14 protein-coding genes and 7 tRNA genes are annotated in these 17,819 nt (G+C 65.8%); 10 read left to right on the forward strand and 11 right to left on the reverse strand.

Going from position 1 to position 17,819, the window contains the following annotated elements:
- Window positions 1-46 precede the first annotated feature (46 nt).
- The gene (locus VG543_RS09305) at window positions 47-2,236 is read left to right on the forward strand and encodes a PAS domain S-box protein (protein WP_111099252.1); all 2,190 of its coding nucleotides are present in this window, start codon (window positions 47-49) and stop codon (window positions 2,234-2,236) included.
- Between the two features lie 62 nt (window positions 2,237-2,298).
- Window positions 2,299-2,529, forward strand: coding sequence for a hypothetical protein (locus tag VG543_RS09310; protein WP_155029760.1), 231 nt, complete (start codon window positions 2,299-2,301; stop codon window positions 2,527-2,529).
- A gap of 39 nt (window positions 2,530-2,568) precedes the next feature.
- Here the strand turns inward: VG543_RS09310 and VG543_RS09315 are convergent, their stop codons facing one another.
- Window positions 2,569-3,657, reverse strand: a complete 1,089-nt coding sequence (locus VG543_RS09315) for a DUF5694 domain-containing protein (RefSeq protein ID WP_155029759.1) — start codon at window positions 3,655-3,657, stop codon at window positions 2,569-2,571.
- Between the two features lie 579 nt (window positions 3,658-4,236).
- On the opposite strand from VG543_RS09315, the gene VG543_RS09320 reads away from it, so the two are divergent.
- Window positions 4,237-6,063: a methyl-accepting chemotaxis protein gene (locus VG543_RS09320; RefSeq protein WP_134730751.1), complete on the forward strand. Its 1,827-nt coding sequence runs from the start codon at window positions 4,237-4,239 to the stop codon at window positions 6,061-6,063.
- On the opposite strand, the gene VG543_RS09325 is transcribed toward VG543_RS09320, so the two are convergent.
- Together VG543_RS09325 and VG543_RS09330 are read right to left on the reverse strand one after the other, a co-directional pair.
- Window positions 6,060-7,496, reverse strand: a complete 1,437-nt coding sequence (locus VG543_RS09325) for a GGDEF domain-containing protein (RefSeq protein WP_423178386.1) — start codon at window positions 7,494-7,496, stop codon at window positions 6,060-6,062. The two genes, VG543_RS09320 and VG543_RS09325, sit on opposite strands and share 4 nt — an antisense overlap.
- 382 nt (window positions 7,497-7,878) lie before the next feature.
- Window positions 7,879-7,964: transfer RNA gene (locus VG543_RS09330), tRNA-Leu, on the reverse strand.
- 132 nt (window positions 7,965-8,096) lie between these two features.
- Here VG543_RS09330 and VG543_RS09335 point away from each other — a divergent pair.
- The gene (locus tag VG543_RS09335) at window positions 8,097-8,477 is read left to right on the forward strand and encodes a response regulator (RefSeq protein ID WP_021204524.1); all 381 of its coding nucleotides are present in this window, start codon (window positions 8,097-8,099) and stop codon (window positions 8,475-8,477) included.
- A 10-nt stretch (window positions 8,478-8,487) separates the two neighbouring features.
- On the opposite strand, the gene VG543_RS09340 is transcribed toward VG543_RS09335, so the two are convergent.
- Entirely contained in the window at window positions 8,488-9,444 is a 957-nt protein-coding gene (locus VG543_RS09340) for an SOS response-associated peptidase family protein (protein ID WP_019660251.1), read from the reverse strand.
- Between the two features lie 77 nt (window positions 9,445-9,521).
- Here VG543_RS09340 and VG543_RS09345 point away from each other — a divergent pair, with 77 nt between their 5' ends.
- Entirely contained in the window at window positions 9,522-9,938 is a 417-nt protein-coding gene (locus VG543_RS09345; protein ID WP_019660250.1) for a GNAT family N-acetyltransferase, read from the forward strand.
- Between the two features lie 140 nt (window positions 9,939-10,078).
- On the opposite strand, the gene VG543_RS09350 is transcribed toward VG543_RS09345, so the two are convergent.
- The 7 genes from VG543_RS09350 to VG543_RS09380 form a co-directional block, all read right to left on the reverse strand.
- A tRNA-Glu gene (locus VG543_RS09350) sits at window positions 10,079-10,154 on the reverse strand.
- A 47-nt stretch (window positions 10,155-10,201) separates the two neighbouring features.
- Window positions 10,202-10,277 (reverse strand) — tRNA-Ala (locus VG543_RS09355).
- 46 nt (window positions 10,278-10,323) lie between these two features.
- A tRNA-Glu gene (locus VG543_RS09360) sits at window positions 10,324-10,399 on the reverse strand.
- 48 nt (window positions 10,400-10,447) lie between these two features.
- A tRNA-Ala gene (locus tag VG543_RS09365) sits at window positions 10,448-10,523 on the reverse strand.
- Window positions 10,524-10,707: 184 nt separating this feature from the next.
- A tRNA-Glu gene (locus tag VG543_RS09370) sits at window positions 10,708-10,783 on the reverse strand.
- Window positions 10,784-10,837: 54 nt separating this feature from the next.
- Window positions 10,838-10,913: transfer RNA gene (locus VG543_RS09375), tRNA-Ala, on the reverse strand.
- Between the two features lie 89 nt (window positions 10,914-11,002).
- Entirely contained in the window at window positions 11,003-11,416 is a 414-nt protein-coding gene (locus VG543_RS09380) for a heavy metal-responsive transcriptional regulator (RefSeq protein WP_019660249.1), read from the reverse strand.
- Between the two features lie 184 nt (window positions 11,417-11,600).
- On the opposite strand from VG543_RS09380, the gene VG543_RS09385 reads away from it, so the two are divergent.
- From VG543_RS09385 to adiC, 5 genes are all read left to right on the forward strand, one after another.
- Entirely contained in the window at window positions 11,601-12,668 is a 1,068-nt protein-coding gene (locus tag VG543_RS09385) for a GlxA family transcriptional regulator (protein WP_155029758.1), read from the forward strand.
- A gap of 80 nt (window positions 12,669-12,748) precedes the next feature.
- Window positions 12,749-13,552: a redoxin family protein gene (locus VG543_RS09390; protein ID WP_423178385.1), complete on the forward strand. Its 804-nt coding sequence runs from the start codon at window positions 12,749-12,751 to the stop codon at window positions 13,550-13,552.
- Between the two features lie 30 nt (window positions 13,553-13,582).
- Window positions 13,583-14,425, forward strand: a complete 843-nt coding sequence (dsbG, locus tag VG543_RS09395; protein WP_134730743.1) for a thiol:disulfide interchange protein DsbG — start codon at window positions 13,583-13,585, stop codon at window positions 14,423-14,425.
- Window positions 14,426-14,938: 513 nt separating this feature from the next.
- Window positions 14,939-16,387, forward strand: a complete 1,449-nt coding sequence (locus tag VG543_RS09400; RefSeq protein ID WP_164145156.1) for a DcaP family trimeric outer membrane transporter — start codon at window positions 14,939-14,941, stop codon at window positions 16,385-16,387.
- A gap of 76 nt (window positions 16,388-16,463) precedes the next feature.
- Entirely contained in the window at window positions 16,464-17,816 is a 1,353-nt protein-coding gene (adiC, locus tag VG543_RS09405) for an arginine/agmatine antiporter (protein WP_021204506.1), read from the forward strand.
- Window positions 17,817-17,819: the final 3 nt, after the last annotated feature.

Here is a 17,819-nt window from a genome sequence, read left to right on the forward strand (position 1 = left end):
TCGCGCTGCGGCCGCGGCCTCCCTGTGCGGGCCGGGGTACGGGTTGATGGCCGGCCAGGGAACCAACGGCAACGGGTTGCTGGAGCGGCGCCTGCAGGCGCTGGCCGAAGAGCGTCGTCGCCTGGCGATGATCATTGACGGCACCGCCGCCGGCACCTGGGAGTGGAACGTGCAGACCGGCGAGATGCGGGTCAATGCGCGCTGGGCGGAGATCGTCGGTTATCGCCTGGAAGAGCTGGAGCCGGTGTGCCAGAAGACGTTCCTGAAGCTGGTCCATCCCGATGACATCGTCCTGTCCGACGCGGCACTTGAGGATCATTTTGAAGGCCGCAGCGACAACTATGTCTGCCTGCTCCGCATGCGCCACAAGAACGGCCAGTGGATATGGATCCACGACCGTGGCCGCGTGTTCGAATGGGATGGGCAGGGACGACCGCTGTGGATGGCCGGTGCGCATGCCGACGTGACCGAGCTGCAGCAGGCGCGGCAGGACGCCGCCGAAAGCCGGCAGCGGCTGCAGGCCGTGGTCGATGCGTCCGACGAGGTGGCGGTGATCGCGACCGATACCGAAGGCACCATTACCCTGTTCAATACCGGTGCGCAACGCCTGCTGGGATACAGCGCGGAGGAAGTGGTCGGACAGCGGCGACTGGGTGATTTCCACGATCCGGACGAGTTGGCGGCATGGCTGCGCCCGCTGGCGGCTGCGGACGGACGCCTGCCGGGCGCGTTTGAAGCCCTCAGCGCCCGTGCCGATGCGCAGACCTATTCAAGGCAATGGACATTGCGGCGCAAGGACGGCCAGCCACGCCAGGTGCGCCTGTCGATCAGCCGCATGGATGGTGCCGGCGGCGCTCGCATCGGCTACGTCGGCATGTCCATCGACATCACCGAGATCCTGCAGGCACGTGCCGAAGCACGCCTGGCGGCGGAGAAATTCGCCGGTGCGTTCACGTCGGCGGCGCTGGGCATGGCGCTGGTGTCGCTGGAGGGGCGCTGGCTGGACGTCAATGACGCCCTGTGCCGGATCCTGGGCTACCCCCGCGAGGAACTGCTGCAGGTTGATTTCCAACGCCTGACCCACCCCGATGACCTGCAGGCCGACCTGGCCCTGGTGCAGGATCTGCTGGCCGGGCGGCGCAGTCACTATCACCTGGAAAAGCGCTATCTCGATCGCGACGGCAAGGTGATCTGGGCGCGGCTGTCGGTCTCGCTGGTGCGCAACGAGCATGGCGAGCCGCTGCATTTCGTGTCGCAGATCCAGGACATCAGCGCCCAGCGCAGCAGCGAACAGCGCCTGTTCGAGAGCGAGCAGCGCAGCCGCATCACCCTCGATGCCGTGGCCGATCTGGTGCTCAGCGTCAGTCTGGACGGTCGTATCGATTACGCCAACGCCGCTGCTGTCCGCACCCTCGCCGGTGATGGCGCGCTGTCGCTGGCAGGGCACAACGTGCAGGACGTGCTGGCGCTGACCACCGAATACGCGCCCGGCTCGGTGCTTGATGTATCCGTGCTGCTGGACCCGGAAAGCAATGCGGTGGACCTGCATGCCGACCTTCTGCTGCGCCTGGGCACGGCCACGATCCCGGTCGATCTGACCCGCGCCTGGCTGCGCGATGACGAGGGCCATGTGCGCGGCGCGGTGTGGGTGCTGCGCGACGACACCCAGCAGCGGGCGCGGCAGCGCGAAGCCCGCCACCTGGCCGAGATCGATCCGCTGACCGAGCTGAGCAACCGTCGTGGCTTCGAGGTGCATCTGCAGCAGGCGATCACCCGCGTGGAGCGTACCGGCCAGGCCGCCTCGCTGATGTACATCGACCTGGACCGCTTCAAGCCGGTCAACGACACCTGGGGCCATCTGGCCGGTGACGCCGTGCTGTGGGCGGTGGCCAGCGTGCTGCGCCACGGCGTGCGGGATTCGGATGTGGTGGCGCGGCTGGGTGGCGATGAGTTCGCGGTGATCCTGTCCGGTTGCACGCCGCGTCGTGCAGCGCGCATTGGCGGCGAGCTGCTGCACACCCTTGCGTCACTGTCGATTCCGTGGGACCAGGACCGCCTGCATGTGGGCGCCAGCATCGGCATCGCACCCTTGACGGGCGGGATGAGCGTCGACCAGGCCGTGGCGGCGGCCGATGCCCAGTGCTACCGGGCCAAGGCAATGGGCCGCAACAACGTGCAGGTACAGGGCGAGGCGAGTGAGCTGCCGGGCGGCGACATCGATCCGACCGAGGGCTGATCTCAACCTGTGAGAGGGCGTGCGCGAATACTCCGCGCACTTCCCCTCCTACAGGTGGTCCCATGAATGTCTGCAACCCGGTGACGCTGCGTGCCTACGCCCCGGCAATGGTCGGCTGGTGCCTGGCCCTGGCCGCCTGCCTGCGTGCGGAACAGCTGCGCGGCGACCTGCACGCGCAGGCCCTGCTGCCGGTGCTGCAGGGCGGCGCGGTCGCCTTGCTGGTGTTCACGCTGTCCTGCATCGGTGCCGCCAGCATCATGCTGTGGCGGGTGGGCAGGAACGCGGTGGAGTGATGCGGCGGATGGTTACCGCATCCCCCATGCGCAGTTGCGTCAGCGCAGTACTTCATCCGAACTGACCAGCTGCACGTCATGCATCAGGTTGAGGTAAGCCTCGTAATAGCCCTTGTGTGACGCGCCGACGATGGTCAGCATGCGGGTGCCTGGATGCTGGCCGAGCACGTCGCGCATGTTGGCGACCATGCGCAGGTTACGGGTTTCCCAGTAGCCCAGGTAGTTGCGGCCGAAGCCTTCCGGTGAGGGTTCGACAAGCGTCGCGCCGAAGTCGCTGTTGAACGCCACCATCGCGGTCTCGGGTGCGTTGTAGGCGCGATACATCGCGAGCAATCCTTCCGGCTGAACAAGATTGGCTCCGAGCCGTTCATCAGCCGCCCTGCGTGCTTTGACGAAGGCGTTGTCCCAGGCGCCGCGTATGGCGGCAGCGTAGGCCTTCTGCTGCGATTCCGGTGTGGGCGAATCCGCAGTGTGGTCGTCCACCGACCACAGGCGCTCCAGTCCGAGGCGTGCGGCAAGCACGCCGGCCACCAGGACGGCCTCGTTGCGGCGGGTCATGCGCGTGTCGAGGAACTGCACCAGCTCCGGAGTCAGGCTGTCGGCCGCACGGCGCTCTTCCCGGGGCAGCCGCAGCCATTGGACGACTGCCGAGCTGCTCTCGCCCGCAGCCAGGAAGACTGCAGCCAAGCGACGTCGCTGGGCAGCGCTTGGCGCCTTGGGCCAATCTGCAAGCAGGCGTTCCATTTCCACGTTGGCGCTGGGCACGTCCAGACCGGTGGCGGCCTGCGCCGGTGCCGGATCGACGCAGTAGTCCGCGACGCTCTCCGCGTATCGGGCCGGATTGCGGCGCATGAAGTCACACTGCAGGCCGGACAGGTTCTCCACTGCGATCGCGGTGGGCCGCCAGGCTTCCAGGCGCTGCAGCAGAGGTTCCAGCATCGCCGGCGTGAAGGTCTCCGGCAGGCTGGACAGGTGTGGGCTGCCCAGCACCAGCACTTCGTTCGGGCGTCCTGCGGGCGGTCCCTTCAGCTGGTCCGGGTGGAAGGCCGGTCGATAGGCGGTGCCGGTGGCCAGCGCATTGCTGCTGCATAGGGCCAGGAGAAGAAGGCTGGCAAAGCGAGGGAACATGCGATCTCCATGTAGATGAGCATCCTGCGGGACCTTCATGCTGGTCGTTTTCCCCTGCGGGCGAACCCCGCATCGGTCATGTAAACCTTTTTTCCTTGAGCTGCATCCTTCTGTGGGCGATGTGGTCGGCTGCCTTCCCGGCGCCTGCGCTGTACAGCGTTCCGCCAACCGGTGGCGGAACGGATCCGGTCCAGCCGTTCATTGGCCCAATGCCTTGGTGTGAGGGCGGGGACACGTGAGAAAGGTGTGAAGTACACGGCAATTGTCCACCGCATTCCGCCTGTAATGGACGGAGTTGCGACGGACGTCGCGGAATGCCGCTAAAGCGGCCGACGGCATCGCCGATACTCCCTCTGGATCCCGCTCCAGTTACCCGCCGCAGGACCCCAGACTGCCCCCGATGGGCGGTCCGCGCAGTGTGTTCCGCCGCTTCCAGATGCCGATCGCAGCCGCAGCAGACGTTCTTGGCAGTCGCTCGAGAGGTGCCGGTTGGCACCTGTAGTCCCTGGCAACTGATGTTGCCGCCGGGCATCCCGCCCGGCGGGTCACAACCGCTTACCGGACACCGAGGATCAGACAATGCTCATTCCAGGCTTCATGGCAGGCGCGCAGGCGCCGGACGAGCTGCATACCCGATGGTCGCCGTGGCGTACGCTGCTTGGCGTGCTGGCGCCGCAGCAACGCACCGGCACAGCGAAGGCGATGACCGACCGCACCGAGCTGGAGGCGCAGGTGGCCGCGCTGCATCGCGTGCAGGCCGTCATCGAGTTCGCGCTCGACGGAACCATCCTGCAGGCCAATGACAATTTCCTGCAGGCGATGGGGTACCGGCTGGAGGAGATCCAGGGCAGGCATCATTCCCTGTTCGTCGACCCCGAGCAGGCGCGCAGCGCCGAGTACCGCGACTTCTGGGCGCGCTTGGGGCGCGGCGAATATGACGCCGGACAGTACCGCCGCTTCGGCAAGGGCCAGCGCGAGATCTGGATCCAGGCCTCGTACAACCCGGTGCTGGACCGCCAGGGGCGGCCGTACAAGGTGGTCAAGTTCGCGACCGACATCACCGCGCAGAAGCTGCAGGCGGCCGACTCGGCGGGGCAACTGGCCGCGATCGCCAAGTCGCAGGCGGTGATCGAGTTCAGCATGGATGGCCGCATCCTGTCGGCCAACGACAATTTCCTCGCCGCCACCGGCTACAGCCTGGACGAGGTGCGCGGGCAGCACCATTCGTTGTTTGTCGAGCCCGGGCATCGCAGCAGCGTGGAATATCGCCAGTTCTGGGAGAAACTTGGGCGCGGCGAATATGATGCGGGCCAGTATCGGCGCCTGGGCAAGGACGGGCGCGAGGTCTGGATCCAGGCTTCCTACAACCCCATCCTGGACCTCAACGGAAAGCCGTTCAAGGTCGTGAAGTATGCCGCCGACATCACCGCGCAGGTGCACGAGAACCAGGCCATGCAGCGCGCCGTGGCGCAGACCCGAGAGGTGGTGGCTGCCGCCAAGCTGGGTGACTTGACCCAGCGCGTAGCCACCGCCGACAAGAGCGGGCCGATTGCCGAGTTGTGCGAAGGCGTGAATTCGCTGGTCGAGGCGATGGCCGCGATCATCGGCCAGATCAAGTTCGCGGCCGACACCATCGCCGTGGGTGCGACTGAAATCGCGCAGGGCAACAGCGACCTGTCGCAGCGCACCGAGCAGCAGGCGGCCTCGCTGGAGGAGACTGCGGTGTCGATGAAGGGTCTTGCCGAGACGGTGCAGCGCACCGCAACCAATGCCCGCCAGGCCAGCCAGCTGGCCGGTGGGGCAGCCGATGTCGCCGCGCGGGGCGGCAATGTGGTGCATGAGGTGGTCGAGACGATGGCGGTGATCAATGCCTCATCGCGGCGCATCGTCGACATCATCGGGGTGATCGACGGCATCGCCTTCCAGACCAACATTCTTGCGCTGAACGCAGCGGTGGAGGCCGCGCGCGCCGGTGAACATGGTCGTGGCTTCGCCGTGGTTGCCACCGAGATCCGTGAGCTGTCGCAGCGTTCGGCCAGCGCAGCCAAGGAGATCAAGCACCTGATCGATGCGTCGGTGGCCAATGTCGGCGCCGGTACCGCGCAGGTCGAGAGCGCGGGCCGCACCATGGATGAGATTGTGACAAACGTGCGCCGGGTCAGTGACCTGATGAGCGAAATCAGCACGGCCGCGCAGCAGCAGAGCGACGATATCCAGCAGATGAACCAGGCCGTCGATCTGATTGACCAGGGCACCCAGCAGAATGCCGCGTTGGTCGAGGAGGCATCGGCGGCGGCACGCAGCATGGAAGAACAGTCGGCGCAGCTGCTGCAGACCGTGGCCAGCTTCCGCGTGCAGGGCGCGGCAGGGCAGCGGCAGGGAGCGGCGGCGCTGCACGCCGTCTAGGCCCGGCGGTTGCATCTGTCTTCCGTAGTATCTGCGTCGCCATATACGCGGTTGCGCCCGGCGCGTTTGGCCCGATACAGGGCCTGGTCGGCGCGTTCGACCAGGTCGCGCGGATCGTGCTCTTCGCCCGGTGCCTGCCACGCCACGCCGACGCTGATGGTGACGGTGGCCTCGGGGGCGGGCAGGGCAGCCGCTTCGACCGAAGCGCGGACCCGCTCGCCCAGGGCCATGGCGTGGGCGGCATCGGGCGAGGGCAGGGCAGCGATGAACTCCTCGCCGCCATAGCGGGCCAGCAGATCGTCACCCCGTTGCAGGCAGCCATCAAGAATGGCGGCGACCGACTGCAGGCGCTGATCTCCTTCCGGGTGGCCATAGGTGTCATTGAGGCGCTTGAAGTGGTCGATATCGATCATGAGAACGGCCAGGCCCAGACCTTGGCGCCGCGCGCGGCGGTGGGCCGCGCCAAGCGATTCATCGAAGCTGCGTCGGTTGCCCAGGCCGGTCAGTGGATCACGCCGTGCCAGTTTTTCCAGCTCGTCGCGCTGGCGCTGGATCTCCACCTGGCTCAGCACGCTGCGCAGGGCATAGCCGAGCAGGGAGCCGATGAAGCCGACCGTGGCCAGGGTCGGCTGCAGGCGCGCGACCAGAAGCGCCACCAGCATCAGCAGCAATGGCAGCATCAATGGTACGCCGGCATCGATGATGCGCCGCAGGCTGCGGGATACCTCCACTGTCGGGTAGCGACGATGGCTGCCCGCCAGGGTGGCCAGCAGCACGAACAGTCCACTGATCAGCAGGTCGCCCCAACTGCCGTCGGGCACCTGCGGCTGATAGGTATTGATGTAGAAGGCCAGCAGGAAGTAGCCCAGCGCGTAGATCGTCAGAGTCCGGAAAAAATCGCGGCGGTCCGGATCGTCCTCGGCCAGGAAACGGATCAGTGCGAAGCAGAACACCAGGCTGTTCTGCATGCTGCTCATGGTGTTCAGGCACTGCGTCCACAAGGCGGTGTTCAGCGGCGCCATGGCCCGCGCATGCAGGTAGTACAGCAGCCAAAGCAGGGCAATGATCCCGAGGTCCACCGCACGGACGTAGCGGTTCCCGCCACCCGGGCTTGCAGCGACGTAGGTCAAGGGGATCCGGTAGAACACGTACAGGATCAGTGCTGAGGCGGTCATCTGCGCAGGGGCCAGGCCGGCCACATTGCGGTACAGCAGGGCCAGCAGGGCCAGCGAGAACAGGCCCACGGCCGCGCCCAGCGTCCGCCATTTGCAGGCGGCCTGGTGGCTGTCACGTGCACGCCGCACGCAGGCCAGTGCAGCCAGCAGCGGTGCGGTGATCAGCATCAGGTAGGAGCCGACCGGGTCCTGCGGGCCGATAAAGGCAATGACGAGCGCGTGCGTAACCAGAAAAAACAGCGCCGCACGCAACGTCATGCATTCCCCCACCCCCAGCTCCGGCTGGGATCACGATAGGCAGAAGCACGTGAGGCTTGCAAGAAAAGTGTGCGCTGTGTCTATTTAAATACTTGCCGGAAGTCGCAGTTGCGTTCCTCTGTGTTGGCGCGGAGCCTGTGCCGCGGGCGTTCATCCAGAGCACGGGTGTCCCCACGTGGTCGAGGGTGCAGCCGCGCTTGGCCACGCCCGGCAGTGAGAAGCAGCGCGACCAGGGCGTCGTGTCATCCGCGTGAGGTGGACGCAGCCGTGCGGTCGGGATCTCGGGGAGCGAGGGCAGGGCGGGCGTTGGCATCGATCCCAGTTCCGGCGCCCGGCACTGGAAATGCAGAAGGCCAGGTCAGGGACCTGGCCTTTGATGCAGTGGTGCCGGTGAAAGGACTCGAACCTTCATGGGGTTACCCCCGGCTGATTTTGAGTCAGCTGCGTATACCATTCCGCCACACCGGCAGGCAGCGTGCGAGTGTAACCGAGGTCGGCAGGGCTTTCATAGAGGCAAGGCCAATCGGGGCGCTTCCTGTCGGCATCGGCTCTGTGGTGGCTATACTGCGCCGGCTTGAATGCCTCCAGGAGCGGTGCCGGATGACAGTGTTGCAGGACCTGAGGGTGCTGGTGGTCGAGAACGACGAGATGAGCGCAGCCTTGCTGCAGATGCAGCTGGTGCATGCCGGCGCGACCGTGGTCGGGTTGGCGGCGAGCGTGGCTGAAGCATTGCGCATGCTGGAAGACTCGGCCCCGGATGTGGCCCTGCTGGACTATCGCCTGGCCCGCAATGAGACCAGCGAGCCAGTGGCGGCAGCACTGTCGGCGCGCGGCGTACCATTCGTGCTCGCCACCGGAATGCTGGCTGAGCAGCTGCCCGAGTCGATGCTGGCCGGAGTACTGCTGGTCAAGCCGTATCTGTCGGCGGATCTGACCAGGGCGCTGGCCCGTGCGGTGGGTCGTTCCAGCGCAACGGCGTGAGAACGGCGCTTCAGCCGGCCTCCTCGTACACGTAGCGGATGTCCTCGCGGTCGTCGAGGACGCGGTACTGCCCGGCCAGGTTGTCCGGATCGGGATTGAGCCACGCATCCAGATGCTCCCTGCGGATCGGTATCACCCCGCGATCGTGACCTGCGGCGGCGACATCGCGTGGCGGGGTGTCGGTGATCGTGGCGAACGAGAGCAGGCGGCCTTCCGGTCCCTCCCATTCGGCCCAAAGGCAGGCCAGCAGCAGGTCACGTGGCGGATCGGGGCGGAACTCGAGCACCACGTCCTGTTCCTTCTCGTCGGCACCCAGCATCCGGCCGGCGATGGCATGGCGTGGGACGTGCTCATAGAACGCCTGCACCACCACGACGCCGTGGCGCAGGCCAAACGCACCGCGCCAATAGCCTTCCAGGCTGTCGCGCCTGGCGTTGTAGGTGCCGGGGTACAGGACATCGTTGCGCGCCGTCTTGTCCGGCAGCCGGCATTGGTAGCGCATCGGCTTGATCACGCGTTTGCCGCCATCGCTGACCATGACCGGTGCATAGGTGCCGGGAAAGATGCGGTTGTCGCGTGGCAGCAGCTGCACCCGGTGCAGGTCTTCCAGTCGGGCTTGCGCGCGGCCGATGCGGTTGCCGGCCACGCGCAGGTCGTTGCGGGCTTTCTGGGTGGGGCGGGTCGCCAGCGTGGCATTGGCGATATCGCGTCGCTCGCGCTGGCGGGCCAGTTCCGCTTCCAGTTGCTGCCGTTCCTGCGCATGCCACTGCTGGATTTTCGCGACGATATCGCGGCCCTGCTCGGTGCGCGCGCCGGCAAAGCCGTCGTCCATGGCCTTCGGGGTCTTCGGTCGCTTCTTGCCGGGATCGTGCGCGTACAGCTCGGCGAACTCTTCCAGCGACAGGATGGCACCGAATTCGCGCACCAGCTTGGCGTAGTCGGCGCGGATCAGGGCGGAGTAGCACATGGGAACTCTGCGGGCGTGGGTCGCAGCGGCTGCGACATGGATAAGGCAGGATAGCCCGACCTACAGGGAGATAGCGCATGAATGATTCCGTCGCCTGCCAGTTCCGCGACGCCGTGCCCACGGTTGAAGACTATTGCCAGCTGCGTGTACTGGCGGGCCTCAGTGCCAAGAGCCAGGAGGCGGCGGCACGCGCGCTGCCCAATACCCTGTATGGCGTGTGTGCCTACCAGGGCAACGAGCTGGTGGCGATGGGACGCATCGTCGGCGATGGCGGCTGCCACCTGCAGGTCTGCGATATCGCCGTGTTGCCGCGCCTGCAGGGGCAGGGCCTGGGCAAGGAGGTGATGCGTCGCCTGGATGGTTGGATGCAGGCCAACCTGCCGCCATCGGCATATGTCAGCCTTCTGGCAGATGGCGAAGCGCACCGTTTGTACGCGCGGTTTGGTTTCGCTCCCACCGCGCCTGCATCGATCGGGATGTACCGGCGGTTCTGAAGGCGGGTGGCGGTGAGGGCATCCACGCATGGCGTGGATCTACCCGGGCCCTGCAGTAGATCCACGCCATGCGTGGACAGGGCCTTCCCAGGAATCACAGGCAAAGAAAAACCCCGACCAGGGTCGGGGTTTTCAAGAATTGGCGTCCCCACGGGGATTCGAACCCCGGTCGCCACCGTGAAAGGGTGATGTCCTAGGCCTCTAGACGATGGGGACGCACGAAAACTTCAAGTTGTAGATGCTTCGACGGCCTAATGTCGAAGTGGTGGAGCCAAGCGGGATCGAACCGCTGACCTCCTGCATGCCATGCAGGCGCTCTCCCAGCTGAGCTATGGCCCCAGTGAAACTCCGGATGATCTGCCGGGAGCAGAGTCCGTTTTGAAACTGGCGTCCCCACGGGGATTCGAACCCCGGTCGCCACCGTGAAAGGGTGATGTCCTAGGCCTCTAGACGATGGGGACGCACGAAAACTTCAAGTTGTAGAACCTTCGACGGCCTAATGTCGAAAGTGGTGGAGCCAAGCGGGATCGAACCGCTGACCTCCTGCATGCCATGCAGGCGCTCTCCCAGCTGAGCTATGGCCCCGTGTTACCGAGCCGCCTATCATACCTGCGTGTTCACCTTTGTGGAAGCTTTTTTCGAGCTTTTTTCGTTTCGGTTCAACCGCGGCCACGGGGGCAGGGGAACCGCTACGCCACAACCTGAATGCCGGTAGGCGGTGAACAAAAAAGACCCGGTTATCGGCCGGGTCCTCATTGTTCGTGATGAGTGGCGTCCCCACGGGGATTCGAACCCCGGTCGCCACCGTGAAAGGGTGATGTCCTAGGCCTCTAGACGATGGGGACGCAATTCTCATCAATGTTCTTTAGCGACCTTTCGACGGCCTAATGCCGAAAGATTGGTGGAGCCAAGCGGGATCGAACCGCTGACCTCCTGCATGCCATGCAGGCGCTCTCCCAGCTGAGCTATGGCCCCACGTCGCTGAGGAGCGAAATAATAGCCTCGCCCCAGGGGGTTGGCAAGCATTTGTTGCACTTTTCTTCACGCGCGTTGCGACGCCGATATCAGTCCGCTGTCGCCTGCGCAGCGTCGTCGGTCAGCGCCGCCAGGATTGGGCACTGGTCCAGTGTGCCGTGGCCGGGGCAGGCGTCGACCAGCTGCGAAAGTGCGGTGTGCATGCGTTGCAGCTCCGTCATTCGCTGTGAGATGTCCTGCAGGCGTGCCTGCGCGGTATCGCGCACGCTGGCCATGTCCTGTGAGTGGTGATCGCTCAGTGCGAGCAGATCGCCGATCTCTTCCAGGCTGAAGCCCAGTGCCTTGGCGCGGCGGATGAATCGCAGCCGGCGCAGGTCCTGCTCGCCGAAGATGCGGTAACCGCCCGCCGAGCGGGCAGCGGTCGGCAGCAGCTGCTGCCGTTCGTAGTAGCGCACCGTATCGATCGGCACGCCCGCCTGGCGGGCCAGTTGTCCAATGTTCATGGCGGATTCCTGCGGATGCTGCCGGTCATTTTGAAGGATGGAGTCTGGTCGAGAGTCAAGGCTGGGTCCGGGGGCGCGCATTCAGGGCACTTTGCAACTTTCTTCATAGCCCCGCCGCTGGCCCAGTTCCTACCCTTCGCCTGAACCGGCCGTTCGATGGCCTGCAACGAAGCGAGGAGGGGCTGTGGAAGGATTCAGGAACGAAGGATTCGTCGAGATCGCGGTGGTCGAGTACCCCGGAGGTGATCCGTCCGCCGCCTCCGTTCTGGCCGAAATGGCGCACGTTGCCAATCGCCTGGCCCAGCAGCAGCGTCGGCCGTTCAAGCGGGTGCTGGTCACCCGCTGGATCGTGCCGGCCAGCCAGAGCGGTGTGCATCGTATTGCCGGTGCGGAAATGCTTGATGCGGCCATTCCGGCCGTGATTGCGGTTCCCGGCCAGATCAGTGCCGGCGCGTGCCTGCGCGCGGACGAGGTCCTGCTGGACTGGCTGCGCGCACACTACGACGGCGGCAGCCTGCTGGCCGCTGCCAGTGATGGCGTCAGCGTGCTCGCACGGGCAGGGTTGCTGGCGGGACGCACGGTCAGTGGCCCCGATCTGGGGCGCCATCCAGGCCTGCTGGCGCAGGCAGCGAGCTGGGTGCCGAGCGAGCGGGCACTGGTGGATGACGGCGACCTGCTGACGGTCGGTGGGGTCCAGGCCTGGCGCTTCCTGGGGCTGCGCCTGCTGTACCGGCTGCATGGGCAGGGCGTGGCCAGCGCGGTCGCGCAGCAACTGGGCATCACCGTGCCCGCCACGATCCAGCAGGATCTTGAACGCTTCAGTGCCAACTTCGCACATGGCGATCGTGATGTGTTGAAGGCGCAGCGCTGGCTGCACACCACGGCCGCACGCGGCGCCACGCTTGCCGCGATCTGCGAGGTTTCCGGGCTGGAGCCGCGCACGCTGCAGCGGCGGTTCCTCAAGGCCACCGGCCTGCGGCCGATCGAATACTGCCAACGGCTGCGCATCGCCAAGGCCCAGACCCTGTTGCAGCAGGGAGCAGGCATCGACGAGGTGGCCTGGGGCGTCGGCTACGCTGACCAGAGTGCTTTCCGCAGGTTGTTTCTACGCATCGTGGGCATGACGCCAGCCAACTATCGGCGTCACGTCAACAGCAAGCGCCGCGAGCGGCCGTTGATGCCATCGGTGGCGGGCAGCCTGCGTGGGCTGCAATCGCCGTCGGTGATGCAACACGGGCGAAGCGCGGCCTGACGGCGCCAACATCGTCGCGCTTGCAACCGGGGCGCGACACTTCGACCATGCAGTCAGTGGACGATTGAACAGGTGGTTTGATGTCGAGCGTTGGGCCGGTGCCGATGCCGGTGGTGTTGATTCTCGCGTGCGTTTTGCTGGCGATGGCTGTGGCTCGCCTGTGGTCACGCAGGAAGGACGGCATGCCGCTGCCTTCTGCACCCAGCATGGTTCTGGACATGTTGCTGGTCGGCCTGCTGTGCGGCCGCATCAGTTTCGTAGCCTTGAACTTCACGCTGTACCGCGAGGCGCCGTGGGGCATTCTGCAGATTGCCGATGGCGGTTATCACCTGGTGATCGTCCTGGTTGCGGGATTGGCATGGGGGCTGTGGCGACTACGCCCGTGGCGGGCGTTACGCATGCCCGTGCTGGGCGCGTCGTTGGCAGGGGTGCTGCTGTGGGCGGGTGGCAGCCAATTGCTGTCCGCATGGCAGGCGCGGCAGATGCCCCTGCCAGCAGTGCAGGTTGCTGACCTGGAGGGGGGCAGGGTTGATCTGCAGCAGTTCCGTGGCAAGCCACTGGTGTTGAACCTCTGGGCCAGCTGGTGTGGTCCCTGTCGACGCGAGATGCCGGTATTGGCAGCCGCGCAGGAGGCGCATGCGGAGGTGCGGTTCGTGTTCCTCAATCAGGGTGAAACCCTCGACGAGGTCCAGGGTTTTATTACGCGCGAACGCCTTGTGCTGGACAACGTATTGCTGGACGGCGACGCTGCGGCTTCTACGGCGCTGGGCGTGCAGGCCTATCCCTCGACCCTGTTCTTCGACGCGGAAGGGCGCCTGCGAGAGCTGCACCTCGGCGAACTGACGGCAGCCGGTCTTGAACACAAACTGCGTCGGCTGCGGTAGCCTGCGCGGGCATCTCACTACGGAGTTCCCATGTTGTCGACTTCCCTGCGCGCCGCCCCCGCGGTGCTGTTGCTGCCGGTCCTGCTGGCATTGGCCGCCTGCAGCCAGGCACAGACGCCGCCGGGCAAGAGCGCTGCGCCACCGGCCGCGAGCGCCGCAGCTGCTGCCAACAAGGGCGACCGCCCTGCGGTGCTGAAGGGCATCGAGAAGCACGGTTTCGAGGTCGTTGCCGAGTTCGATGCCCCCGAAGGCCTGCGGGGCTTCGCTGGCGTGGTCGGTGGCCAGCAGCCGGCGGCGGCCTATGTCACTGCCGATGGCAAGCACGTACTGGTCGGCAGTCTGTTCGACGCGGAAGGCAATGATGTAGCCGCAGAGGCGGTTGAGAAGCTGGTCGCCTCGCCGATGTCCGCCAGGATGTGGAGCAAGCTGGAAGCCAGCGCGTGGGTGCCTGACGGCAAGGCCGATGCGCCACGCGTGGTCTACACCTTCAGCGATGCCAATTGCCCTTACTGCCACAAATTCTGGGAGGCGGCGCGTCCGTGGGTGGATGCAGGCAAGGTACAACTGCGCCACATCATGGTCGGCGTCATCCGTGAGGACAGTCCGGCCAAGGCGGCAGCGATCCTCTCCGCGCGTGACCCGAGCGCGGCCCTGCTTCAGAACGAGCACCAGTTCGACCGTGGCGGCATCAAGGCCCTGCCGAGCATCAGCCGCGATATCGCGGGCAAGCTCGACGCCAACCAGGTGCTGATGGTCGAGATGGGGTTCCAGGGCACGCCGGGTATCCTGTTCCAGGATGCGCAGGGCCAGGTGCAGCGCCGCGCCGGTCTGCCGCAGGGGGATGACCTGCAGACGGTGCTCGGCCCGCGCTGATCTGAGCCTGCATCATGATGTCGACCACAGGCCCGCATGGTGACGTGCGGGCCTGTTGCGTTCCAGGCCCCAGGCGAACACAACCGCTTGCGCATGGGCTGTTCGTCGTCACGGCTGAATCGTGACTGAGATCAAACATCACGCCTTGATTCCAATCAAGGCCAAAAACGACAGGCGGACTAGCCTGTGACGCATGGAATACAGCGTCAACGCGCCATGGATGCCGCGCCGCGGCTGCCCGGATGCGGGCAGGTCGGCACAGCCATTCACGACACTCTCACTCCCTGATTGTTACCCAGACTGCTGCGGTCGCCACCTCTCTGGCTGCGCGGCCTTGATGGAAGCGACATGGATAGAGGCAGGGCAGTGTCATTGTCCTGTTGTCTGCCGCGTGCAGGCTGACTGGTGTCGTCGACGCAGTACCCGCATTTCCAGCAACGGCAACGCGAGGCCAGGGCGGCGCATGCGTGCGCTCCGGAACCGTGATGCGAGTGTTCGTCCGGGGAGGATGCAATGCGTATGGCGGTACTGAATCTGGCATGTCTCGGGGCACTGGCGGTCATGCCGGCGTACGCGCAACAGGGTGATGCGCAGGATGCGCAGGCATTGCGGCGTGAGATTGCCGCCATGCGCCAGGCGCTGGAAGGCATGCAGCAGCGGTTGGATCGGCTGGAGCAGCGGGATCATGCGCCTGTGCAGGCGCAGCCGCAGGCACAGGCGAAGCCCGGAGCGTTATCTTTCGCCCCCACAGCGGCCACGACGGGGGTGATCCATCCCACCCAGGTGCCGGGTGTCGCCCAGCCCGTATTGCCACAACGCGATTCGGTCGCCGATCCATCCACGGCGGCATCGCGTCCGGACAGTGCCGCGGGCCCGACCGATCCCGATCTGAAGGGGTTTTTTGCCATTCCCGGCACTGATACGGTGATCCGCATCGGCGGCTATGCCAAGTTGGATGCCATCGCGGATTCCCGCGCAGCCGGTGACGAGGACCAGTTCATTCCTTCGTCGATGCCGGTCGGTGGCAGCCACCGTGACGTGTCCAACTTCAACATCCACGCCAAGCAGACCCGCTTCAGTTTCGAGGCGCGGCGCCCGACCACGCACGGCAACCTCCGCTTCTACCTGGAAAACGACTTCTTCGGCAGCAGCGATGGCTACGAATTCCGCCTGCGTCACGCCTATGGCCAGCTCGGCAACACCTATGCCGGCTATGGCTATTCCAGTTTCATGGATCCGGACAGCCTGCCCGACACGCTGGATTTCGCTGGTCCAGGCGGCGCGGGCTATCTGCTGGTGGCCGGCATCCACCACAGCTTTGCGCTGGGCAAGGGCAACACCCTGACCGTCGCCGCCGAAGATCCGAAGACCGAACTTGCCGGTGCCAGCGAAGAGCGCGCTGCAGTGAACCGTCTGCCGGACGTGACCGTCACTGCGCGCATGGAACGCGACTGGGGCCACCTGCAACTGGGCGCAGTGGCACGCAGCCTGGCATACGACGGTGACAACGAGCGCGACCGGCGCATGGCTGGCGGCGTGCAGTTGAGCGGCTCGGCGTCGGTGGGCGAGCGCGACCTGCTGTTGTTCGGTGCGCTGGGAGGGCGCGGTCTCAGCCGCTATACCGCCGACCTGACCGGCTCCGGGCTGGACGCGGTGGTCGGTGCCGATGGCCGCCTCGACGCGTTGGACCTGCACGGCGGCTTCGTCGGCTATACCCACTACTGGTCCGAGCTGTGGCGATCGAACCTGATCTTCGGCCAGTTGACCCTGGAGCGGAATGCCGCACTGGCGGCCGATGCCTTCCGGCAGAGCCGGTACGGCGTATTCAACCTGATCTGGAGCCCCGCGCCGTCGTGGACGATGGGCATGGAGCTGCTGTACGGCCGCCTGGAACAGCAGGGCGGCGCACGCGGCGACACGGTCCGGGTGCAGGGCAGCCTGCAATACAACTTCATCAAATAGGCGCCAGCGGTCGTAAGCCAGCGCAACCGTCCCCACGCCCGGTGCTGCCGGGCTCATGCCAGTACCGGAGATCGTCATGGCAGAAGCAAAGAAAATCGGGGTGGTCGGAGCCACCTTCCTCGTCGCCGGCAACATGATGGGCTCAGGCGTGTTCCTGCTGCCGTCCAGCCTGGCCAAGATCGGTACCGCCTCGATCTGGGGCTGGCTGATCACCACCGCCGGTGCGCTGCTGCTGGCCTTCGTGTTCGCCAAGCTGGGCAAGCTCGCCCCAAAGGCGGGCGGTCCCTATGCCTACGCGCGCGACTGGTTCGGGCCGTACATGGGCTTCCAGACCAACACCATCTACTGGTTCGCCAACTGGATCGGCAACGTCGCCATCCCGATCGCAGCGGTGGGCTATTTCAGCTATTTCTTCCCGATCCTGTCCGAGCCACTGGTGCGTTGCATCGCGGTGCTGGTGCTGGTGTGGGCACTGAGCTTTGCCAACGTGATCGGCCCGGCCTTCGTCAGCCGCGTGCAGACGGTCACCACCAGCTTTGCGTTGGTGCCGATCCTGGGCATCGCCATTTTCGGCTGGTTCTTCTTCGATGCCGACATCTTCAAGGGCGCCTACAACGTGTCTGGCGAGTCGAACTTCGGTGCGATCTCGAGCGCCGCGGCACTGACCCTGTGGGCCTTCATCGGCGTCGAGTCTGCATCGGTGACTGCCGGTGTGGTCGAAAATCCGGAGAAGAACGTCGCCCGCGCGACGCTGGCCGGCGTGTTCCTGGCTGCCATTGCCTACATCGCCAGTTCCTCGGTAATCATGGGCATGGTGCCGAACGCGGAACTGCAGGTGTCCGACGCACCGTTCGCGTTGGCCGCGGCCAAGGCCGTCGGTGGCTGGGGCGGTGCACTGGTCAGCCTGTGCGCGTTCATCGGCGCGGCCGGTTCGCTGGGTGGCTGGATCCTGCTGACCGCGCAGAGTGCCAAGGCGGCCTCCGATGATGGCCTGTTCCCGAGCATCTTCAGCAAGACCAACAAGGACGACGTGCCGGTCAAGGGCGTGCTGATCGTGGCCGTGCTGATGACCCTGGCAGTGCTGGTCACGTCCACCTCGGAAACCGCATCGGCCCAGTTCGACGTGATCACGTCGGCGGCGGTGGTGCTGACCCTGCTGCCCTACATCTACTCGTGCGTGGCCTGCTACTTCGTGGTCGAGCGCTCGCACACCCTGGTCCACACCGGTGCGTTCTGGACGCTCACCAGCCTGACCGTCGTGTACTGCCTGTGGGCGATCTACGGCTCGTCGGGAACCATCGTGCAGTACGCCTTCCTGTTCGTGCTGTTCATCACCGTGTTCTATCCCTTCTTCAGCGAGGAGCGCCGCCAGCAGCGGCAGCGCGCCCGCGAGGCATCGGCCATCAGCGCCGGCGCCCGGCATTCCTGAGTT

The sequence above is a fragment of the Stenotrophomonas sp. CASM101 genome, from assembly GCF_049384845.1.
Classification (GTDB): Bacteria; Pseudomonadota; Gammaproteobacteria; order Xanthomonadales; family Xanthomonadaceae; genus Stenotrophomonas; species Stenotrophomonas hibiscicola.